General features: G+C 60.3%; 12 protein-coding genes and 1 pseudogene. 9 read left to right on the top strand and 4 right to left on the bottom strand.

Features of this window, described 5'->3' with window-relative positions; all coding sequences use genetic code 11:
• Positions 1-55: 55 nt before the first annotated feature.
• Positions 56-691, bottom strand: coding sequence for a glutathione S-transferase family protein (locus AWB78_RS24920; protein ID WP_062608661.1), 636 nt, complete (start codon positions 689-691; stop codon positions 56-58).
• Between the two features lie 15 nt (positions 692-706).
• Positions 707-1,333 (bottom strand): glutathione S-transferase family protein, encoded by a 627-nt coding sequence (locus tag AWB78_RS24915; RefSeq protein WP_062608660.1) that lies wholly within the window; start codon positions 1,331-1,333, stop codon positions 707-709.
• Between the two features lie 269 nt (positions 1,334-1,602).
• Here AWB78_RS24915 and AWB78_RS24910 point away from each other — a divergent pair, with 269 nt between their 5' ends.
• From AWB78_RS24910 to AWB78_RS24895, 4 genes are all read left to right on the top strand, one after another.
• Complete coding sequence (locus AWB78_RS24910) at positions 1,603-2,079, top strand: hypothetical protein (protein WP_062608659.1); 477 nt, start codon at positions 1,603-1,605, stop codon at positions 2,077-2,079.
• A 620-nt stretch (positions 2,080-2,699) separates the two neighbouring features.
• Positions 2,700-3,857, top strand: a complete 1,158-nt coding sequence (locus AWB78_RS24905; RefSeq protein ID WP_062608658.1) for a YncE family protein — start codon at positions 2,700-2,702, stop codon at positions 3,855-3,857.
• 315 nt (positions 3,858-4,172) lie between these two features.
• The gene (locus AWB78_RS24900; protein ID WP_082883418.1) at positions 4,173-10,205 is read left to right on the top strand and encodes a hybrid sensor histidine kinase/response regulator; all 6,033 of its coding nucleotides are present in this window, start codon (positions 4,173-4,175) and stop codon (positions 10,203-10,205) included.
• Positions 10,206-10,214: 9 nt separating this feature from the next.
• Entirely contained in the window at positions 10,215-12,377 is a 2,163-nt protein-coding gene (locus tag AWB78_RS24895) for a response regulator (protein WP_074173532.1), read from the top strand.
• A gap of 91 nt (positions 12,378-12,468) precedes the next feature.
• Here AWB78_RS24895 and AWB78_RS24890 read toward each other — a convergent pair whose 3' ends face one another.
• Positions 12,469-12,909: a PRC-barrel domain-containing protein gene (locus tag AWB78_RS24890; RefSeq protein WP_062608656.1), complete on the bottom strand. Its 441-nt coding sequence runs from the start codon at positions 12,907-12,909 to the stop codon at positions 12,469-12,471.
• Between the two features lie 712 nt (positions 12,910-13,621).
• Between AWB78_RS24890 and AWB78_RS24885 the strand changes: the two genes are divergently transcribed.
• Both AWB78_RS24885 and AWB78_RS24880 read left to right on the top strand, forming a co-directional pair.
• Positions 13,622-13,858 carry a hypothetical protein gene (locus tag AWB78_RS24885; protein WP_062608655.1) on the top strand — a complete coding sequence of 79 codons (237 nt, stop codon included), beginning with the start codon at positions 13,622-13,624 and terminating at the stop codon, positions 13,856-13,858.
• Between the two features lie 371 nt (positions 13,859-14,229).
• Complete coding sequence (locus tag AWB78_RS24880; RefSeq protein WP_062608654.1) at positions 14,230-15,204, top strand: TadG family pilus assembly protein; 975 nt, start codon at positions 14,230-14,232, stop codon at positions 15,202-15,204.
• Between the two features lie 285 nt (positions 15,205-15,489).
• Here the strand turns inward: AWB78_RS24880 and AWB78_RS48485 are convergent.
• Positions 15,490-15,757, bottom strand: a pseudogene (locus AWB78_RS48485) (DUF4382 domain-containing protein); the annotation flags it as partial.
• A gap of 369 nt (positions 15,758-16,126) precedes the next feature.
• Between AWB78_RS48485 and AWB78_RS24870 the strand changes: the two are divergent.
• From AWB78_RS24870 to AWB78_RS24860, 3 genes are all read left to right on the top strand, one after another.
• The gene (locus AWB78_RS24870) at positions 16,127-16,513 is read left to right on the top strand and encodes a TadE family protein (protein WP_062608705.1); all 387 of its coding nucleotides are present in this window, start codon (positions 16,127-16,129) and stop codon (positions 16,511-16,513) included.
• 312 nt (positions 16,514-16,825) lie between these two features.
• Positions 16,826-18,091, top strand: a complete 1,266-nt coding sequence (locus tag AWB78_RS24865) for an ABC transporter substrate-binding protein (RefSeq protein ID WP_062608652.1) — start codon at positions 16,826-16,828, stop codon at positions 18,089-18,091.
• A 103-nt stretch (positions 18,092-18,194) separates the two neighbouring features.
• Positions 18,195-19,070 carry a branched-chain amino acid ABC transporter permease gene (locus AWB78_RS24860; RefSeq protein WP_062608651.1) on the top strand — a complete coding sequence of 292 codons (876 nt, stop codon included), beginning with the start codon at positions 18,195-18,197 and terminating at the stop codon, positions 19,068-19,070.

Here is a 19,070-nt window from a genome sequence, read left to right as displayed (position 1 = left end):
TTAGGCTGACGCACGGCCTCATGGTTTGCCCTGATGCCGGGCCGCGCAGCAGGCGTCAGGCGAGATCGTCGAGCTTTACGTCGAAGCCGCGTCCGACGCCGGGGCGCGCGAAGAGCGCTTCATACCAGCGCTTGACGCTGGGGTAATCATCGAGCGAAACCTGATGACGCTCGTGCCGCCACGCCCAGCCGAGGATCGCGAAATCGGCGACGGACAACTCGCCCGCGACGTATTCCACCTGCGCGAGCCGCTTGTCGAGCACGGCGTACAGGCGGCGGGTTTCATCGGAATAGCGCTTCAATCCATAGCGCCGATCGCTTTCCGCTTCGACCATGCGGAAATGATGCACCTGTCCCGGCATCGGGCCGAAGCCGCCCATCTGCCACATCAGCCATTCGAGCACCGGCACGCGGTCACGCAGACTCGCGGGAAGAAACTTGCCGGTCTTCTCGCCGAGATAGAGCAGAATCGCGCCGGATTCGAACACGCTGATCGGCTGGCCGTCGGGGCCGTCCGGATCGACGATCGCCGGAATGCGGTTGTTCGGGCTGATGCGCAGGAAGTCGGGCGCGTGCTGCTCGCCCTTCGTGATGTTCACCGTCTTCACGGTGTAGGGCAGTTGCATTTCCTCCAGCGCGACGCTGATCTTGCGTCCGTTGGGCGTGTTCCAGGTATGCAGTTCGATGGTCATGGCGTGGCGTCCGGTTCAGGTCAGTGCGTGCGACACATAACGCTGGAAGCCGGCGCGCTGCGTGATGCCCACATACCAGCGTTCGAGCTCGGGCAGCGCGGGCCGCACGAGTTCGGCGATGCCGAACCAGCGGCGCGCATAGGCCGCGATGACGAGATCGGCGAGGGTGAAGGTATCGCCTTCGAGATAGTCTCGGCCCTTGAGATGCGCATCGACGACGCGCCAGAGCTTCTCCACTTCGCTCGCGGCGGCGGCGAGTTGCGCGGCGTCGCGATCCGCCGCGCTCGTGCGGATATAGCCCCAGAAGACGGGACGCTCGGCAGGCTGCAGCGTGGAGAGCGACCAGTCGAGCCAGCGGTCCGCACTCGCGCGCACCTTCGGCCCGGCGGGGTAGAGCGCGCTGTCAGGCGCGTATTGCATCGCCAGATAGCGGATGATCGAGTTCGACTCCCACAGCACGAAATCGCCATCGACGAGCGTGGGTATGCGGCCCGTCGGGTTCATCGCGAGATAGTCGGGCTCGTTGTTGCGCCCGAATTGCAGGCCCGCGTCGATGCGGTCATATGCGAGGCCCAGCTCCTCGCAGCACCACAGCACTTTCTGCACATTGACCGAGTTGGCTCTGCCCCAGATCGTCAGCATTCGATGTCTTCCTCCGTTGGTTTCGCTTGCGCGTCGAAGGATCAATCTTAGCCGTGTTTGCCGGTTTGCCTTACGCAGCGATAGAAGAATGACTTTCGACGTCGGCCTCGCCGCCCTGCTGAATGCGATCGATTTCAATCTCGACCATTCGCCGCGGCTGGCGCGCGGTTTGCTGAGGGATGTGTGATCGGCTGCGCTCGTCGCGTCTCCGATCGCTATTACTAACATGAGCGCTGGCTCAAATCGGCGTCTCTCCAGGGAGGAAGAACATGAAGAAAGTTGCCACAGTTCTCGCGTCTTTACTGCTTGCCTCGACGGCGTTCGCGCAAACATCGGGGACTTCGGATACCACTAAGGCACAGCTAAAGGCAAACAGCGAGAAGAGTGAAGCGCAGGCTACCGCCAACAAGAAGAAGGCTGAAGCCCAAAGCGACGCCGACAAGGCTCAGGCCTCGGCTAACGAAGACAAGGCTTCCGCTCAGGCCGACGCTGACAAGAAGGCCGCAAAGACGGAGAAGGCAACGACCGCAAGGGAAGCGTCCAATGCGCGCGCAGACGCGGCGAAGGCGCAAGCCAAGGCCGACCAGAAGAAACGTGATGCGCAGGCCAAGGCCGACAAGAAGAAGCACGAAGCCAGCAAGGATGCGAACGTGGCTCAGGCGAAAGCCGATAAGGACAAGGTCGAGGCGCAAAACGATGCGAACAAGAAGGCAGTCGATGAGAAGGTCGACGCTGCCAAAAAGTAGTAAGCGAGTTCGTTCGATCGCCCGCGTTTGGGCGACACAATACTGTTAGCGTCAGCAAAAGGGCGAGCATTGCGTTCGCCCTTTTCATTGGCTCGATAGTGGCTGCGGCTAACGCAAAAAGTCGGTAACCTAAATAAATAAAATACGTTCGTCGATGTAGATGAATCGTTGCGCCGATAGGATTGTATTCGGCAAAACCTTATCGCGAGCTTAAGAAAAATAACGTGTATCGAATACGCCAATCTTAGCGCTGACTTAGCGGTCGATAAGATGACAGACCGCATCGGTGTTTTCACTTAACGCCTGTTTGGCGGGCGTTTCTTTGTCGCGAAGATAACTTTCAAATCTCCTCGCGCCGCTTTACAGCGGAAGGCGAAATGCGCCCTTGGAAGGCGCCGACGAAGCGCGGCCCCGCAACGGTTAGCGTAGGCAAGCTTGCAACGCCGCGGTGCTTTGGTCTGCCTTGAACATTACTAAGACCGTGAGCGTTCTGTTCTAAACAGATTACAGCAGTCGTACGTTCATCAATGGTTCCATATGGAAACCATCAAATTATTTGCTGTGCATTGTTATGGATGCTTGAGCATGCTTCGGCTGTGTCCCAACGAAGGAGCCAATTGATGAAAAAGCCTTTGATCGTGCTACTCCTCGCTGCAGTTGCCGCGTTAGCCGGATGCGGCGGCAGCGACAACTCCGATTCGTCGACGTCCAGCTCGACACCGTCGACATCGACGCCAGCGACCTCGAAGCTGCTGACCAACATTGCCGTGCCGAATGCGTCGAGTCCGCCATTCAGCTTCGATATCGGCTATGTGGAAGCGGGGCGATATTATCTGACCGATCGGAATAACAAGTCCGTCGATGTGGTCGATACGAAGTCGAATACGCTCATCGCCCAGATTACCGGCTCGTTCGCGGGCGTCGGCGCTTCGACGGACGCATCCGGGCCGGACGGCATCGTTGGCATCACCGGTACGAATACGTTGTACGTGGGCGACGTGAACTCGGTCAAGATCGTCGATACCGCGGCGCTCAAAACAATCAAGACGATTGCTGTCAGCAATTCGGGTTCACGTGTCGACGAGGGCTGTTATGACCCGGACGACCATCTGGTGATGTACGCGAGCCCTGGCGAAACGCCGCCCTTCGTCACGTTCATCTCGACGACGACGCAAAGCGTGGTGTCGAAGCTGGTGTTCAATGGATCATCGGGGCTCGAGGCCTGCGCCTATGATTCGACCACGAAGAACTTCTACATCAATAACGACGGCACGTCCGCCCATCCCGATGGTGAACTCGACGTCATCACGGCGAAGTCGGTCACGGCCGGCGCACCCGTCGTCAGCAAGGCTTTTCCGCTCGACAAGTGCTCGCCTACAGGCATAGCGCTGGGACCGAATAACGACGTGCTGGTGGGATGCGATCCTTCCGCGGGCAATCCGCTCATCACGTTGATTCTCGACCGGACTACCGGAGCGCAACTGGCCTCCGTGCCTTTCGGCGGCACCGACCAGCTGACATACGATCCCGGCTCGAATCGATACTTCCTGCCCGCGCGGCACTATGTTGCGAGCGGTACGGCGGCATCGTCGGGATTCAGTCCGCAGATGGGCGTGATCGATGGCGCGACGCGGCAACTGCTCTACAAAGTGCCCGTCGGAGCGGGCGCGCATTCCGTAGCCGTGGACAGTGGTCTCGGTCAAGTCTATGTGCCGTTCCAGCCTGGCACGTCGACTCAATTCGCTAACGGAGGCATATCGGTGTTTGCGACGAAGTGATCGAGTGACGGCGGAGAACCCTTCGACGAGAACGTGTCGTTCTCGTCGATGGGCTTGGAAGACCGCGATGCACGCCCGGTCCCGAACTAAAATTTCTACCGCTTTTTCCTGCAAGCAGCAAAACCAACAAGCAATAGTTACTGGATTTAAGGAGTTTTGACTACGAATTCCTTGTCGCCTGGGTTAAGCGTCGCTTAATGTGTATCGGCATAGCATCGCGCGCGAATGTAAAGAGGCATATTCCTTGATCCGGAATGTGCTCCTCTCACGACGCGACTTGATACGCTTACAGACACTTCCTCACCGGGGACACGAATGAACACCATATCGGAAGAAGAAAACACGCTGATCGACAGCGAATTCCAGATGATGGTACGGACGGTCGCTGCCTTGCGGGAAGGGGAGAGCGTTCAGAAATTGCCCGTCGATTGGACCGGCGTAAAAGGACAGCTAGCCGCTGAGCTGAAGATGCTGGCCGATCAATGCGTGCGTCAGTCGTCGGCGCTCGGGCGCGCAGCGGGAGATGCAGCAACGGGCGTGCGCACCAGCCGCGGCGTCGACGAGGAAGGGCTGAGCGGCTTCTGGCTGCAACAGGCGCGCGACTCCAATGAACTTCTCCGGGCGTCCGATACGGCGCACGCGTGTACCCGCGATATCTATGCCGCGCTCATCGCGCTCAGAAAAGGAGAGGGCGCGTCGCTCGCCGCCGACTGGCCGGGTCTGCACGGCAAGCTCGCGGACGTTTTCAATGATGTGGTGGACCAGAACATCCGCATGTCGGATGAACTCGCGCGCCTGAGCCAGGCAGTCGGAAAGGAAGGTCGCATCTACGAGCGCGCCACCCTGCCCGATCCCAGGGGCTTCTGGCGCCGCTCGATCGACTCGGTGAATTCGCTCATCGTGGATCTCGTTCATCCCACGAGCGAAGTGGCGCGCGTCATCGGCGCGGTGGCGCAAGGCGATCTCAGCAAGAGCATGGCGCTCGAAGCGGACGGGCGCGCGCTCGAAGGCGAATTCCTGCGCACGGCGAAGATCATCAATCGCATGGTCGAGCAGCTGGGCACCTTTGCCGCGGAGGTCACGCGCGTGGCGCGAGAGGTCGGCACCGAGGGCAAGCTCGGCGGTCAGGCGGATGTCAAAGGCGTCGCGGGAACATGGAAGGACCTCACCGACAACGTCAACTTCATGGCGGGCAATCTGACGAGCCAGGTCAGAAACATCGCGGAGGTGACGAAGGCGGTCGCCGCGGGTGACTTGTCGAAGAAAATCACCGTCGACGTGAAGGGCGAGATTCTCGAACTCAAGAACACGATCAACACGATGGTCGATCAGTTGCGCTCCTTCGCTTCCGAAGTGACGCGCGTGGCGCGCGAGGTCGGCACGGAAGGCAAGCTCGGCGGTCAGGCGGATGTCAAAGGCGTCGCGGGAACATGGAAGGACCTCACCGACAACGTCAACTTCATGGCGGGCAATCTCACGAGTCAGGTGCGCAATATCGCCGAAGTCACAACGGCCGTGGCGGCAGGCGACTTGTCGAAGAAGATCACGGTCGATGTGAAGGGCGAGATTCTCGAACTCAAGAACACCATCAACACGATGGTCGATCAGTTGCGCTCGTTCGCCTCCGAAGTGACGCGCGTGGCGCGCGAAGTGGGCACTGAAGGCAAGCTGGGCGGTCAGGCCGACGTGAAGGGTGTCGCCGGGACGTGGAAGGATCTGACCGACTCGGTCAACTCGATGGGCAGCAATCTGACCGCACAGGTGCGCAATATCGCCGATGTGACGACGGCCGTCGCTGCCGGTGACCTTTCGAAGAAGATCACGGTGGACGTCAAGGGCGAAATCCTCGAACTCAAGAACACCATCAATACGATGGTCGATCAGTTGAGTTCATTCGCCTCGGAAGTGACGCGCGTGGCGCGCGAAGTCGGCACCGAGGGCAAGCTGGGCGGACAGGCCGACGTGCAAGGCGTCGCGGGGACGTGGAAGGACCTGACCGATTCCGTGAATTCGATGGGCGGCAACCTGACCGCACAGGTGCGCAATATCGCCGATGTGACGACAGCCGTCGCGGCGGGCGATCTTTCGAAGAAGATCACCGTCGACGTGAAGGGCGAGATCCTCGAGCTCAAGAACACCATCAACACGATGGTCGATCAATTGCGCTCGTTCGCGTCCGAGGTGACGCGCGTCGCACGCGAGGTCGGCACCGAAGGCAAGCTGGGCGGTCAGGCCGATGTGCAAGGCGTAGCGGGAACGTGGAAGGATCTGACCGACTCGGTCAACTCGATGGGCAGCAACTTGACCGCTCAGGTGCGCAATATCGCCGAGGTGACGACAGCGGTGGCCGCCGGCGACCTGTCGAAGAAGATCACCGTCGACGTGAAAGGCGAGATTCTCGAGCTCAAGAACACGATCAACACGATGGTCGATCAGTTGCGCTCGTTCGCGTCGGAAGTGACGCGGGTGGCACGCGAGGTCGGCACCGAAGGCAAGCTCGGCGGTCAGGCGGATGTGCAGGGCGTTGCGGGCACGTGGAAGGACCTCACCGACAACGTCAATTTCATGGCCGGCAATCTCACGAGTCAGGTGCGCAATATCGCGGACGTGACGAAGGCGGTGGCGGCGGGCGACCTGTCGAAGAAAATCACGGTGGACGTGAAGGGCGAGATTCTCGAGCTCAAGAACACCATCAACACGATGGTCGATCAGTTGAGCTCCTTCGCCTCCGAAGTGACGCGGGTCGCGCGTGAAGTGGGCACGCTCGGCAAGCTCGGCGGACAGGCGGATGTTCAGGGCGTGGCCGGCACCTGGAAGGATCTGACGGACTCGGTGAATTTCATGGCCGGCAATCTCACGAGTCAGGTTCGCAACATCGCGGACGTCACGAAGGCGGTGGCGGCGGGCGACCTGTCGAAGAAAATCACCGTGGACGTGAAGGGCGAGATTCTCGAACTCAAGAACACGATCAACACGATGGTCGATCAGTTGCGCTCGTTCGCCTCCGAAGTGACGCGCGTGGCGCGCGAGGTCGGCACCGAAGGCAAGCTCGGCGGTCAGGCGGATGTGCAGGGCGTTGCGGGCACGTGGAAGGATCTCACCGATAACGTCAACTTCATGGCGGGCAATCTGACGAGCCAGGTTCGCGGTATCGCACGCGTGGTGACGGCAGTCGCAAACGGCGACCTGGAGCGCAAGCTCACCGTCGAAGCAAAAGGTGAAATCGCGGCGCTCGCCGATACGATCAACAGCATGACGGACACCCTCGCGACGTTCGCGGATCAGGTCACGACCGTCGCGCGCGAAGTCGGCGTCGAAGGGAAACTCGGCGGACAGGCCAAGGTGCCGGGCGCGGCCGGCACATGGAAAGGGCTCACGGAAAACGTGAATCAGCTCGCGGCGAATCTGACGACGCAGGTCCGCGCGATCGCGGAAGTGGCGACCGCCGTGACGCAAGGCGACCTCACACGATCGATTACCGTCGAGGCGCTCGGTGAAGTCGCGGCGCTGAAAGACACGATCAACGAGATGATTCGCAACCTGAAGGACACGACCGCGCTCAACACGGAACAGGACTGGCTCAAGACGAATCTGGCCAAGTTCAGCCGCATGTTGCAGGGGCAGAAGGATCTGGTCGCGGTGGGTCAGCTCATTCTCTCGGAGCTCGCTCCGGTCGTCGGTGTGCAGCAGGCGGAGTTCTATGTATTCGGCGTGGTCGATCAGGCCGCCTCGCTGAGGCTCGTCGCGAGCTATGCATCGGACGGTCATCGTTCGCACGGCAAGCAGGTCGAGCTGGGCGAAGGACTCGTCGGTCAGTGTGCCTTCGAAAAGCGCAAGATCCTGCTGGCGCCATCGGCGTCCGTCGACTATCGCGTGGAATCGGGTCTGCTCAGCGTCGTGCCGCAGAACGTGCTGGTCCTGCCGATCGTTTTCGAAGGGCAGGTGAAGGGCGTGATCGAGCTGGCGTCCATCGAGCGCTTCAACTCGACGCACCTCGCGTTCCTCGATCAGTTGACCGAGAGTATCGGCATCGTCATCAATACCATCGAAGCGAACACACGCACCGAAGATCTGCTCACGCAATCGCAATCGCTCGCGCAGGAGTTGCAGAGCCGGCAGGAAGAACTGCAGCAGACGAATCAGGAATTGCAGGAGAAAGCGCGTCTGCTCGCGCATCAGAATCAGGAAGTCGAGCGCAAGAACTCGGAGGTCGAACAGGCGCGTCAGGCGCTGGAAGATAAGGCGAAGCAGCTTGCCCTGACCTCGAAGTACAAGTCGGAGTTTCTCGCCAACATGTCGCACGAATTGCGCACGCCGCTCAATAGCCTGCTCATCCTGTCCGATCAGCTTTGCAAAAACCCCGAAGGCAATCTGTCCGGCAAGCAGATTGAGTACTCGCGGACCATTCATTCCTCGGGGAATGATCTGCTGATGCTCATCAACGACATTCTGGATCTTTCGAAGATCGAGTCCGGCACGGTCGTCCTCGACGTTGCCGAGCATCGTCTCGCCGATATGACCACGTACGTCGAGCGTACCTTCCGCCACGTGGCCGAAGCGCGAAACGTCGATTTCGTCATTCATCTGGATAGCGATGTGCCCGTGTCGATCGTGACGGACCTCAAGCGGCTGCAGCAGATCCTGAAGAACCTCCTTTCCAATGCCTTCAAGTTCACGCATCAGGGACAGGTATCGTTGTCCATCGAGCTCGCGCTCGGAGGATGGGGCGAGGACAACGAAGCGCTGAATAGCGCGGGGTCCGCGATTGCCTTTTCGGTTCAGGACACCGGCATCGGTATTCCGCCCGATAAGCAGCAGATCGTCTTCGAGGCATTTCAACAGGCCGATGGCAGCACGAGCCGCAAATATGGCGGCACCGGACTGGGGCTTGCGATCAGCCGCGAGCTGTCCAAACTGCTGGGTGGCGAAATCCGCCTGACCAGCGTGCCGGAAGAGGGCAGCACGTTCACGCTCTTCTTGCCGCGTGCGAACGAACTCGTGAGAACGGGGCGTAGAAAGCACGCGCGCCGGGATGGAACGGGCCTGACGGTTCTGGATGTATCGTCGAGCACGAGTCACGCACGCGCGGACTTCGCGACGCAGCCCGAACTGGCCGTCGAGGTCCCGCATGAAGTCGCGGGCGCGCACATCGCCGACGATCGGAACAATATCGTTCAGGGCGACCGGGTCGTGCTGATCGTCGAGAACGATGTGGCTTTCGCCCGCGTCATGGTCGATGCGGCGCGACAGCGAGGATTCAAGGCGCTCACCACGGCATTCGGCGCGTATGCCTTGATGCTGGTCAATCAGTTCAAGCCGGACCTTATAACACTCGACCTGTTTCTGCCCGATATGGAAGGGTGGCAAGTGCTCGCACGAATCAAAAACGACATGGCCACGCGGCACATTCCCGTGTGCGTCATCTCGACCGATGAATCGCGCGACCGCGCGCTCCGCTCCGGCGCGTTCGCCTTTCTGCCCAAGCCCGTCGAATCGCAGGCCATTCTCGATGATGCGCTCGCATCGATGGCCCGGTATATCGAGGCGAAACGACGCGTCGTGCTTGTGGCGCTCTCATCGGTGATTGAGCGGGAGTTGCTCTCCAGTGCATTGCAGGGCACGCAGGCCGCGGTGGTTTTTGCCAATTCACGCGATGCACTGCTGCCGCAGTTATCGTCTCAGCCCGTTGACGCGCTGGTGCTCGCTGACGGAATCCTCGGCATCGCACCCGAGGATATCGAATCGGCACTCGCTTCGCGCGAGAGCTTTGCGCCGCTGCCGGTCATCGTGAGCGCGGCGGGCGATGTCCCGCCCGCGCGCTGGAAACACGCCCGCGAAGGCTTTATCGTGCAGCACGCGGCGAGCCGCGACCAATTGCTGGACTTGAGCGTCGCCGCGCTTCACATCGATGCAAAGCGGCTCGCGCTGGAGCATGGCGCGATTCTGCATGCGTTGCGGGCGTCGCAGAGCGCGTTGAAGGACGTCAAGGCGCTGATCGTCGATGACGACATGCGCAACATCTTTGCCCTCGCGACGATCATGGAAGACCTCGGCATGCGGCATGTATGGGCCGACAACGGGCGCGATGCGATTCGGCAGGTGGAGTCCGATCCCGAGATCGAGATCGTCCTGATGGATATCATGATGCCCGAGATGGACGGCCTCGCCACGATGCGGGAGATTCGCAGGAGACCCGTCGGAAAGGCACTGCCGATCATCGCGGTCACGGCCAAGGCGATGAAGGGCGATCGCGAGAAGTGCATCGAGGCGGGAGCGTGGGATTATCTATCGAAGCCCGTCAATCGCGATGACCTGCTTGCCGTGCTGCGCGCGTGGCTGCATCGCTAGGAGCGCGGCATGGCTATGCTCGATGTATCCGCGCAAGATAAGGTCAGCATCCTAGTGGTGGACGATCTCGCGAGCCAGCACGTCGTTCTGCGCACGGTGCTCGAAGGACCGGATCAGGAAGTGGTCACGGTGTCGTCCGGGCGGCAGGCGCTGAAGGCGGTGCTGCAACAGGAGTTCGCCGTCATACTGCTCGACGTGAATATGCCCGAGATGGACGGCTTCGAAACGGCCAGCATGCTGCGCTCTTATCGGCGGACCGCATCGACGCCGATCATCTTCGTCACGGCTTATGTCGACGATGCCGAGATGGCGCGAGGCTATTCGCTCGGCGCGGTGGACTACATTTCGTCGCCGGTCGTGCCGGAGATACTCAGCGCCAAGGTGCGTGTGTTCGTGCAAATGTATCGGATGAACCGCGAGTTGCTCGCCCGCGCTGCGCAGCGAGAAGAACTCGCGCGGGCGGAAGCTCAGCGCGCGTCCGCCGATCAGGCCCGTCAGCGCGCCGATTTTCTGGCGCACGTGAGCCATTTGCTCACGCGTTCGCTCGATGTAGAGACAACACTCTCGCGTATCCTCGATACGTCGGTGCCCGCACTTGCGGATGCCGCGTGTGTCTATTTGGAACTGGACGGCGAGCCGTCTCCGCGCACATTGCTGCACTGTGGTCCGGCCGTCCACGCACTGATCGATCCGCGCAGCGTGCAGATGCGCGAGATCATCGCTCCGCTCGAGCAGTTTTTCGTGCTCGCGAAACAGACCGTGGATGCAGGCGAAAGTCTCGTGTGCCGGGGTGGCTCGAACAGCATATTCGGGTGGACAACCGGCAACGCACACAGGACGGACGCAGTCGAGTTCGAGGAGGTCGGGTTTCACCCGTTGCTGAGCGGAGCGGAGCGCAAGGCGGTCATCGCCTTCGGCGTGGTTCGCCGCGACGAAAACCATCAGCCGGCGCCCGTCGTCACCGAGTTCGTGAGTCGCGCGTCCATCGCGCTCGAGAACGCGTTTCTGTTTTCTGCCCTTCGTGACGAGGACCGCCGCAAGAATGAGTTTCTCGCGATGCTCGCTCATGAGCTTCGAAATCCGCTCGCACCGATTTCGAACGCCGTGAGTGTGATGAAAAGCACCGAGCCGGGCGATGCCAAAGTGATGACGTGGGCGACCGGGATCATCGGAACCCAGCTCGATCATATGGTACGCATCGTCGACGATCTGCTCGACGTATCGCGCATCGCGCGCGGCGCGGTGGCGCTGCAACGCAAGCCGCTTTCCTTGCGGGTCGTGCTCGATCGCGCGGTCGAAACCAGCCGGCCTCATTTCGCGGCACGTTCGCAGACCTTTTCATGCGAAGCGTGTCCGAACGATTTGATCGTCGAGGGCGACGTCGTCCGTCTCACGCAGGTGGTTGCGAACCTGTTGAACAACGCGTCGAAGTTCACGCCGCCCGGCGGCCGTATCGATCTGTCGACCAGCTATTCCGACGGGACCGCCATCATCACGGTCACCGACGACGGCGAGGGCATCGAGCCCAAGCTCCTTCCGCGCGTCTTCGATCTCTTCGCACAAGGGGACAGCGCCCTCGATCGCGCACAGGGTGGGTTGGGAATCGGACTGACGCTCGCGCGCCATCTGACCGAGCTGCATGGCGGCTCGATTCGTTGCTGGAGCGGCGGCCGTGGACGGGGTGCGAAGTTCACGGTGGAACTGCCGGCGTCCATCGCGGCGGACAAGCCAGCCGCCGTCGCCGATGTGCTTCCGTTGCGCCGCAAGCGTGACGTGCGGGTGCTCGTCGTTGACGACTCAATTGCGTCCACGGAAAGCCTGAAGATCTTTCTCGAATTGCACGGGCACGAGGTGCAGTGCGCGCACGATGGCGTCTCCGCGCTAGCGCTTGCAAAGAAATTCGTACCGCAGGTTGCCGTTCTCGATATCGGCCTGCCCGGCATGAACGGCTATGACGTCGCCAAGGTCATTCGCGCGGATGCCGCCCTGAAAAACTGCATGCTGATTGCATTGAGTGGTTATGGGCAGGACGAAGATCGCCGCAAGTCGAGATCGGCGGGCATCGATCATCATCTGATCAAGCCCGCCGATTTGACGCTGCTCATCGAACTGATTGCGGCACACGTGCCGCGCGGTGGCGTGGGCGCGGAAGGGGAAGGACGGCCAGCTTAGCGTCGCGCTGGTGCGCCGCAGCTTTTACCGATGCCGCGGCGCTGCACAAAAGACTTCATGTTTCGCTTCGATTCTTCTCCGGTGCCCCGCCTCACAGGACATCGCGAGGTGAGCCGCCAACCGTTGCGTCGCTGGCCCAGGTGTCTTCCCAATACGGTGTCCGGCCATAGTGTTGATGGACACTTCTTGCCCAGGCCGCGTCGGCCATGGCCGGCCACGAGTCCTTGTCGAAGCCCGGCGCATTGCGTATCTGTTCCGATGTCGCGGCCAGTCTGAAGCACTTGTTGTTGGTGTCGAGCGTGAGCGCGCCCCACGGTATGGCCAGCAGCTTGTCCCCGATCCCGAGGAAACCGCCGCTGGACAGGACGGCGTAGGCTACGCGCCCCGAAGCCACATCCAGCATGATCTCCTTGATCTTGCCGACATCATCGCCGTCGCTGCTCAGGACGTTGTTACCGTCCAGTGTGCTTGCCGCCATCACGTCCGGTCCCGGGCCTTCCGCCGTCTGTGCGCCCTTGCCGGTGATATCCATCCTGCTGTTTTCGGTTGACACGGTTGATCTCCCTGGTTGATATCAACGCCAATAAGGTCAGCAACGATCGTTCCTCGGAAGCTTGCGGTGGACACCGGCGCGCTTCAATCAACCGATGATATGTTTCATCTCTGAAGCGGAAGATGCAGTCAAGGTTACCTTCCGGCAAGGCGAAAGCTTTTGCTCGCCGATGCGCATCCAACTAGAAGCATAAAAGCTGAAACTTTAATTTGACCGATAAAGCGTCAGGCATCCGAACTAAGATGGTTGAGCATTAGGTACGTTCCTGCGCGGGACATCGGTATTCGTGATGAAGGGCCAAAACCTCGCGAGGTGCAGGAAGAATTGGCGATCGGCATGGAATAAGACCCGGAGCGGATATCAATCCGGGTTTGACTTCGTTCGAGAAGCACACAAGAAATGTGCTGACCGCAAAAAACTTTCGTCGATTAGATAACGCCTTCAGATCTGGACTGAATTCGGCGGCGGCGCGCGCCAATTCCGTGTCATGTGTTGTGGTTTGCTTAGCTTAGCTATATTAGGTTAACGAACATGCGACAAGTTTTGTCTGCGGTTCCATCTTCACTTTCCGCCACTTTTTTTACGTGCCCTCGATCGCACCGGAATCTGAGCGGCTGGCCGGACCGGCCGGCCGCTCCTTCTTGCAGGATGTATCCGTCGGCGGGGCTTGAATTCACCGAAAGGAATAGAGATGAACCGCAAGGCGAAGAATCGGCTTCTCCCGCTCGTTGTGGCCGTAGCTGGTGCCACGCTTAGCGGACTGCAGAACTTCCGTTTCCAATCGCCTTCGTTCTTTCCTTTCACGCTTCCTTCGAACAATATTCTCAAAGCGCCGAAGGGCGGCGCGGGCTATTCGGTCAGCGATGGCTACTGGATGATGCTCAAGCCTCTATCGACAGCGGGCCACTCGAAGCGCCGTTCTATCTGATCTTCAGGAACAGCAACCCCGCAACACTGAGCTACGGAAACTAGGAACGAGACCGCCACGCCAGGGACCTGCTTCAGCGCAGAAAAGCGGGCGCGTTGGAGTATTCGAATCAAGTTATCGGCGCCGACGCTCCGCCGCGCGCCGCCGCAGATAGACGGCTAAAGTTTTTCTCGTGCAGGCCGTAATCCATCGTAAAACCTGCGACTTTGCAGAGTCGGGGTGGCGCTCGTGGGCTGAAACCGGCGGAGCGAAAGGGCGAACCGATGAAAGGGGATAGCAATTTGGTCAATTGCCGAAAGCACCGAACGATGAGCCGATCGCGAAGGCGCATCACATCGACGACACACTCACTCGAGCGCCAGCGCGGCTCGATGGCAATCACGATGTCTTTCGCGTTGATCGCCGCGCTCGCCTTTGGCGCGTTCGCCGTCGACCTCGGTCACGCCTATATGACACAGGCCGAACTTCAAACAGCAGCCGACGCGTCAGCCCTCTCCGGGGCGGGCGTGTTGCTGACGGGCGGTTCTGCGCCGAACTGGAACTCTGCAGCGGTGGCGGCCGGGGATGCCGTGAAACTCAATTCGTCGGATGGCCAGGTTTTGCAGAATGCGTCGGTTAGAGGGGGATACTGGAATCTCGCCGGCTCCCCGTCGGGCATGCAATCGACCAGCATCTATCCCGGTACTTACGATGCACCGGCCATACAGGTCACCGTTTCGAGAGCGACAGGACTCAATGGGGGTCCTGTCGGTTTCTTTTTTGCCAAGCTCTTTGGCGTGAACGGCGGTCCGGTGAGTGCAACTTCGGTGGCTATCGTGGCGGCGCCCGGGCACGTGGCCGCCGGAGGGCTCTTTCCAGTGGCTATCGGCAAGTGCATCTATAGCCAGTATTGGAACGCGCAAACCGGAACCCCGAAGACCGACGCTTCCGGCAAGCCCTATACGGTTCAGATCGGCAACGGCGCGACGTACAACGGCTGCGAGGCGGGTCAGTGGACGTCCTTTCTGACCGATAACAACGATGTTCCGACTGTGCGCGGCCTGATAAAAAACGGCAACCCGACGGGCCTGAACATCGGAGATCGGATCTGGGTCGAGTCCGGCGTGAAAACCACTATCTACTCCGATGTCCCGTCGAACGTGGATGTGGTCGTGCCCGTGGTAGAACAGGCGACCAGCTCGTCTCAGCCGATCATTGCCTTCGCGGCGTTTCACATCGATAACGGACAGGGCGGAAGCGGCAAATATATTTCGGGCCACTTCATCGCCGGCTATAAGATACCCACGTCTGTGGGCCAGGTCGGACCTTATTACGGCGCGTATGTGCCACCTCGTCTGGCTCGGTGAATAGTGCGTTCCGAGGTTCGCTACAGTCCGATCGGCGAGAGCCGATCGGACTGTGTGGATCGACTTCAGCAGTTTCCTTTCTTTGCTTGCCCAGGTGGGCAAAATCCATTGCCAGGACCGCCTTGCGGTTTGGCTGCGACCGGCGGCGCGTCGGGAACGTAGACAGCGCATCCATTGATCATGCCGGCCATAACCAGCAGTGTTACGAGTACAACAGCTCTTTTCATCATGATCTCCATTTGGAACGGAAGCGTTTCGACGCTTCGCGATCCGGTTCGTTACCCGTCAGAAGCTCAAATCGACGTTGCTCTGGTTCGTCGTCGCATTGACGGACGTTGACTGCGTAGCGCCCGTATCGAGATTCGCGGTCACGGATGCGATTTCATACGCGCTTGTGCGATCGTCTGCAATGCACGCACGAGAGCATCGGCGCCGGACTCACCGTTCCGCGCACGGTGTTCATCGAAGAAGAGGGCAGGGTAATGGGCGCGTCGGGCGTCGAGACCGGCGTGTTCGCGTTCACGACGACCGCCACCGAGCGCACGACGCTCGAATTCGTGGCTCCCGCTGCCGCGAGCGCAAAGGCTTCTCAGGTACTTCCAGTCATCGCCGCACCGTTACTGTCTTGTTTGGAGTGACAGAAGCTTAGCGGCGTTATCGTATGACCATTGTAACTACGGCGGATGGAATCTGTAACATCCCGATCGAAACGTAAATGACGTCAGGCTAGTGCCGTTGCCAACATTCGCGCAGCGCGGCCACTTAAGCGTTTCTTAAGGTTCGCGGACTTACCCTGCGAGGTTGAATTCGAACCGACTCTTCCGCCGAGCGATAAAAAATAATGATGCGTAGCTCCGCAAGCCATCTCAATGAAGCGCGGTCTCGTCGTAGCCGGAATCCGTTCGCCTCGGACGAGGGCAGCGTGTCATTGGAATTCGTCATCCTCCTTCCGATCCTGATCCTGGTCTTTGTGGGTGTCATGGACCTGAGCCTGATGATGTACGACAAGTCTGCACTCGTGGCGGCCGCTCGTACGGCAGCCAGAGCCGGAACCGTCGTAAGCGTGCCGGCCCTGACCACGGACCAGATCGCGGCTGTTGCGGCCTCCAGCGTCAATGCTTCCGTGATCAATAGCGGCGCGAGCAGCGCGCCAGTCATTACCGTCACTCATGCGAACGGCACAAGCACCGGAAACCCGCTGACGGTTCAGATCTCCTATGTCTACCGCGGTTTGCTTCTGGGATCGGCGCTCAGCGCATTGACCGGTCCCGTCTCGCTGAATGCGACAGCGGTGATGAACTACGAATGACCGCGTGACCCGACGCTAACCATTCGCAGCCGACGCTAACCGCATCCGGCTCTTCCGCACTTCAATTCCCGACATCTTCAGCGACCGTCGCTGCGACTCGACGCGCGCCAAGCATTCGTTTCGCGAAAGCAGCTTGAAAGAATCGCGCGCCATTCATGACGTTTTCGCATGGTCGTCTTTATCGTTATTACTGATTCAGCGCTTGAAATGTGAGTGCTACTGTTTGTCGGCAAATCCTTAATTGCTGCATGTGTCTGTGTCTGGCTGTCGTCGCTCCAATATCGATTACCGATTACAAAGAGGAGACCGAAGATGTCAAAGCGCAAGACGTGGCGGGGAATGAGCACCGTCATCGCAACGAGCACGGTGATGGCAGGGCTGGGCCTTTCGGCCACGGCGCACGCAGCAGGGGAGCCGATCAAGATCGGCGTCATCAGCGAAGAGTCCGCGGTCGCGGGCGCTTCGATCAGCAAGGCCGCGCAACTCGCGGCGGAAGAGATCAACGCGAAGGGCGGCGTCGACGGCAGGCAAATCCAGATCATCGCGTATGACGATCATTCATCGGCCTCCGACGGCGTGCGCGCATTCCAGCGCGCGGCGAGCCAGGACAAGGTGGTCGCGATCATCGGCAGCTATATCAGTGAAGTGGCGCTTGCGATGGAGCCGTGGTCCGCGCGCCTGAAGATGCCGTTCATCACGCCGGGCGCGGCGAGCAATGAAATCTCGAAGCGCGTTCACGACGACTACGAGCACTACAAGTACACGTTCCACGGCTGGATGACGTCGGCGTTCATCGCCCAGTCCATCTGCGATTTCTCGCATGACGTGCTCGTCGGCGAGTTCAAGATGAAGACGACCGTCGTGATGAGCGAGGACGCCGCGTGGACCAAGCCGCTCGACGAGCGCTTCCTCGAATGCCTGCCGAAAGCGGGCCTCAAGGTGCTGGACCACATCCGCTTCAATCCGGACACATCCGACTTCACGCCGATCTTCAACCAGATCGAAGCGAAGCATCCGGACACGATCACGACCGGCATCAGTCACGTCGGCGTGCAGCCGACCGTGCAATGGCACGATCAGCAAGTGCCGATTCCGATGACGGGCCAAAGCTCGCAGGCCACGACGACGAGCTTCTGGAAAGACACCAACGGCGCGACCGAAGGCGTCATCACCGCATCGGCAGCGGCCCCCGGCGTCGCGATGACGCCGAAGACGGTGCCCTTCGTCGAGTCGTATCAGAAGCACTTTGCCGGCGTTTCGCCCGCGTATGACGGCTTCACGAGCTATGACCTCGTGTACATCATCGCGGATGCGATTCATCGCAATCAAGGCTCGACCGATCCCGACAAGATGGTCGATGCACTCGAAAAGACCGACTATGTCGGCACGATCGGACGCTGGCAGTTCTACGGCAAGAACGATCAGTTCACGCATGCGTTGAAGTACGGTGAAGGCTATATCACCGGCATCAACCTCCAGTGGCAGAACGGCAAGCAAGTAGCGATCTGGCCGAAGTCGGTGGCGAACGCGAAGGTCAAGTTCCCCGCCTTCGTGAAGGTGCAGTCGGCCTCGAACTAAAAGCCTTGGCATCGTGAGGCGCGCGCGCTCCAAGTGGCGCGCGCGCCTTGCGGTGCATGTTGCGGGGACCGGTTCCACGTTGGCATCGACATAAAGGGCCGCTATGTTGCCACTGCAAATTCTCATCGATGGCTTCGCGATCAGTTCGCTCTACGGACTCGGCGCGATCGGCTTCACCTTGATCTTCGGGGTATCGGGCGTGCTCAACCTCGCGCACGGCGGCGTCATGTTGATCGCCGCGCTGCTCGGCTGGGCGCTCGCGGGCGAAGCGGGCCTGGGCACTTATCTCGGCACGCCGCTCGGCGTGATCTGCGGAATGATCGCGGCGTACATCACGTATTTCATGGTGGTGCGGCCCATTCAACGTTCCACCGCGATTCCCCGCGAAGAGAAAGAGATCTTCGTGCTGACCGGCACGCTGCTGTGGGGCATCATGATCCAGCAAGGCATGGCTTATCTCTTCTCCGATAACCCCATCACGATGCGTCCGCTCATTCCCGGCGTCGCAAGCATCGCGGGCGTGCGCGTGCCCTACAACGAGATCATGATCGCCGCGGTGTGCTGGATCGTGATCGGCTTGCTGTGGCTGTTCGTGAATCGCACGAAAGCGGGCAAGGCACTGCTCGCGGCATCGATGAATCCGCGCGGTCTCACGCTGCTCGGCTTCGAACTCTCGCAGATCTATCTGCTCGCGTGGACCATCTACGGCGTGCTTGCGGGCATCGCGGGCGTGCTGCTCGCGTCGTTCCTCGGCGTGAGCACGAACAACACCGGACAACTGACGGCGAGCGCGTTTTCCATCGTCGTGCTGGGCGGTCTCGGAAGCGTGTCGGGCTCGCTGATGGCCGCGTATGTGGTGGGTTATCTGGAGACGATCACCGCGTATCTCATCGCGCCGACGCTGCGGCCGCTGCCCGCGCTGCTGCTGCTCGTGCTCGTCGTCTATGTGCGGCCGCAAGGCTTTCTCGGACGGCGCTGA

The sequence above is a fragment of the Caballeronia calidae genome (assembly GCF_900044055.2).
In the GTDB taxonomy this organism is placed as follows: Bacteria; Pseudomonadota; Gammaproteobacteria; order Burkholderiales; family Burkholderiaceae; genus Caballeronia; species Caballeronia calidae.
This window is presented reverse-complemented; position numbering and strand designations above follow the sequence as displayed.

Bases quoted from the DNA above. Each gene is read 5' to 3' on its own strand.
- AWB78_RS24920 (WP_062608661.1), bottom strand. From the start codon at position 691: ATGACCATCGAACTGCATACCTGGAACACGCCCAACGGACGCAAGATC.
- AWB78_RS24915 (WP_062608660.1), bottom strand. From the start codon at position 1,333: ATGCTGACGATCTGGGGCAGAGCCAACTCGGTCAATGTGCAGAAAGTG.
- AWB78_RS24910 (WP_062608659.1), top strand. From the start codon at position 1,603: ATGAAGAAAGTTGCCACAGTTCTCGCGTCTTTACTGCTTGCCTCGACG.
- AWB78_RS24905 (WP_062608658.1), top strand. From the start codon at position 2,700: ATGAAAAAGCCTTTGATCGTGCTACTCCTCGCTGCAGTTGCCGCGTTA.
- AWB78_RS24900 (WP_082883418.1), top strand. From the start codon at position 4,173: ATGAACACCATATCGGAAGAAGAAAACACGCTGATCGACAGCGAATTC.
- AWB78_RS24895 (WP_074173532.1), top strand. From the start codon at position 10,215: ATGGCTATGCTCGATGTATCCGCGCAAGATAAGGTCAGCATCCTAGTG.
- AWB78_RS24890 (WP_062608656.1), bottom strand. From the start codon at position 12,909: ATGGATATCACCGGCAAGGGCGCACAGACGGCGGAAGGCCCGGGACCG.
- AWB78_RS24885 (WP_062608655.1), top strand. From the start codon at position 13,622: ATGAACCGCAAGGCGAAGAATCGGCTTCTCCCGCTCGTTGTGGCCGTA.
- AWB78_RS24880 (WP_062608654.1), top strand. From the start codon at position 14,230: ATGGCAATCACGATGTCTTTCGCGTTGATCGCCGCGCTCGCCTTTGGC.
- AWB78_RS24865 (WP_062608652.1), top strand. From the start codon at position 16,826: ATGTCAAAGCGCAAGACGTGGCGGGGAATGAGCACCGTCATCGCAACG.
- AWB78_RS24860 (WP_062608651.1), top strand. From the start codon at position 18,195: ATGTTGCCACTGCAAATTCTCATCGATGGCTTCGCGATCAGTTCGCTC.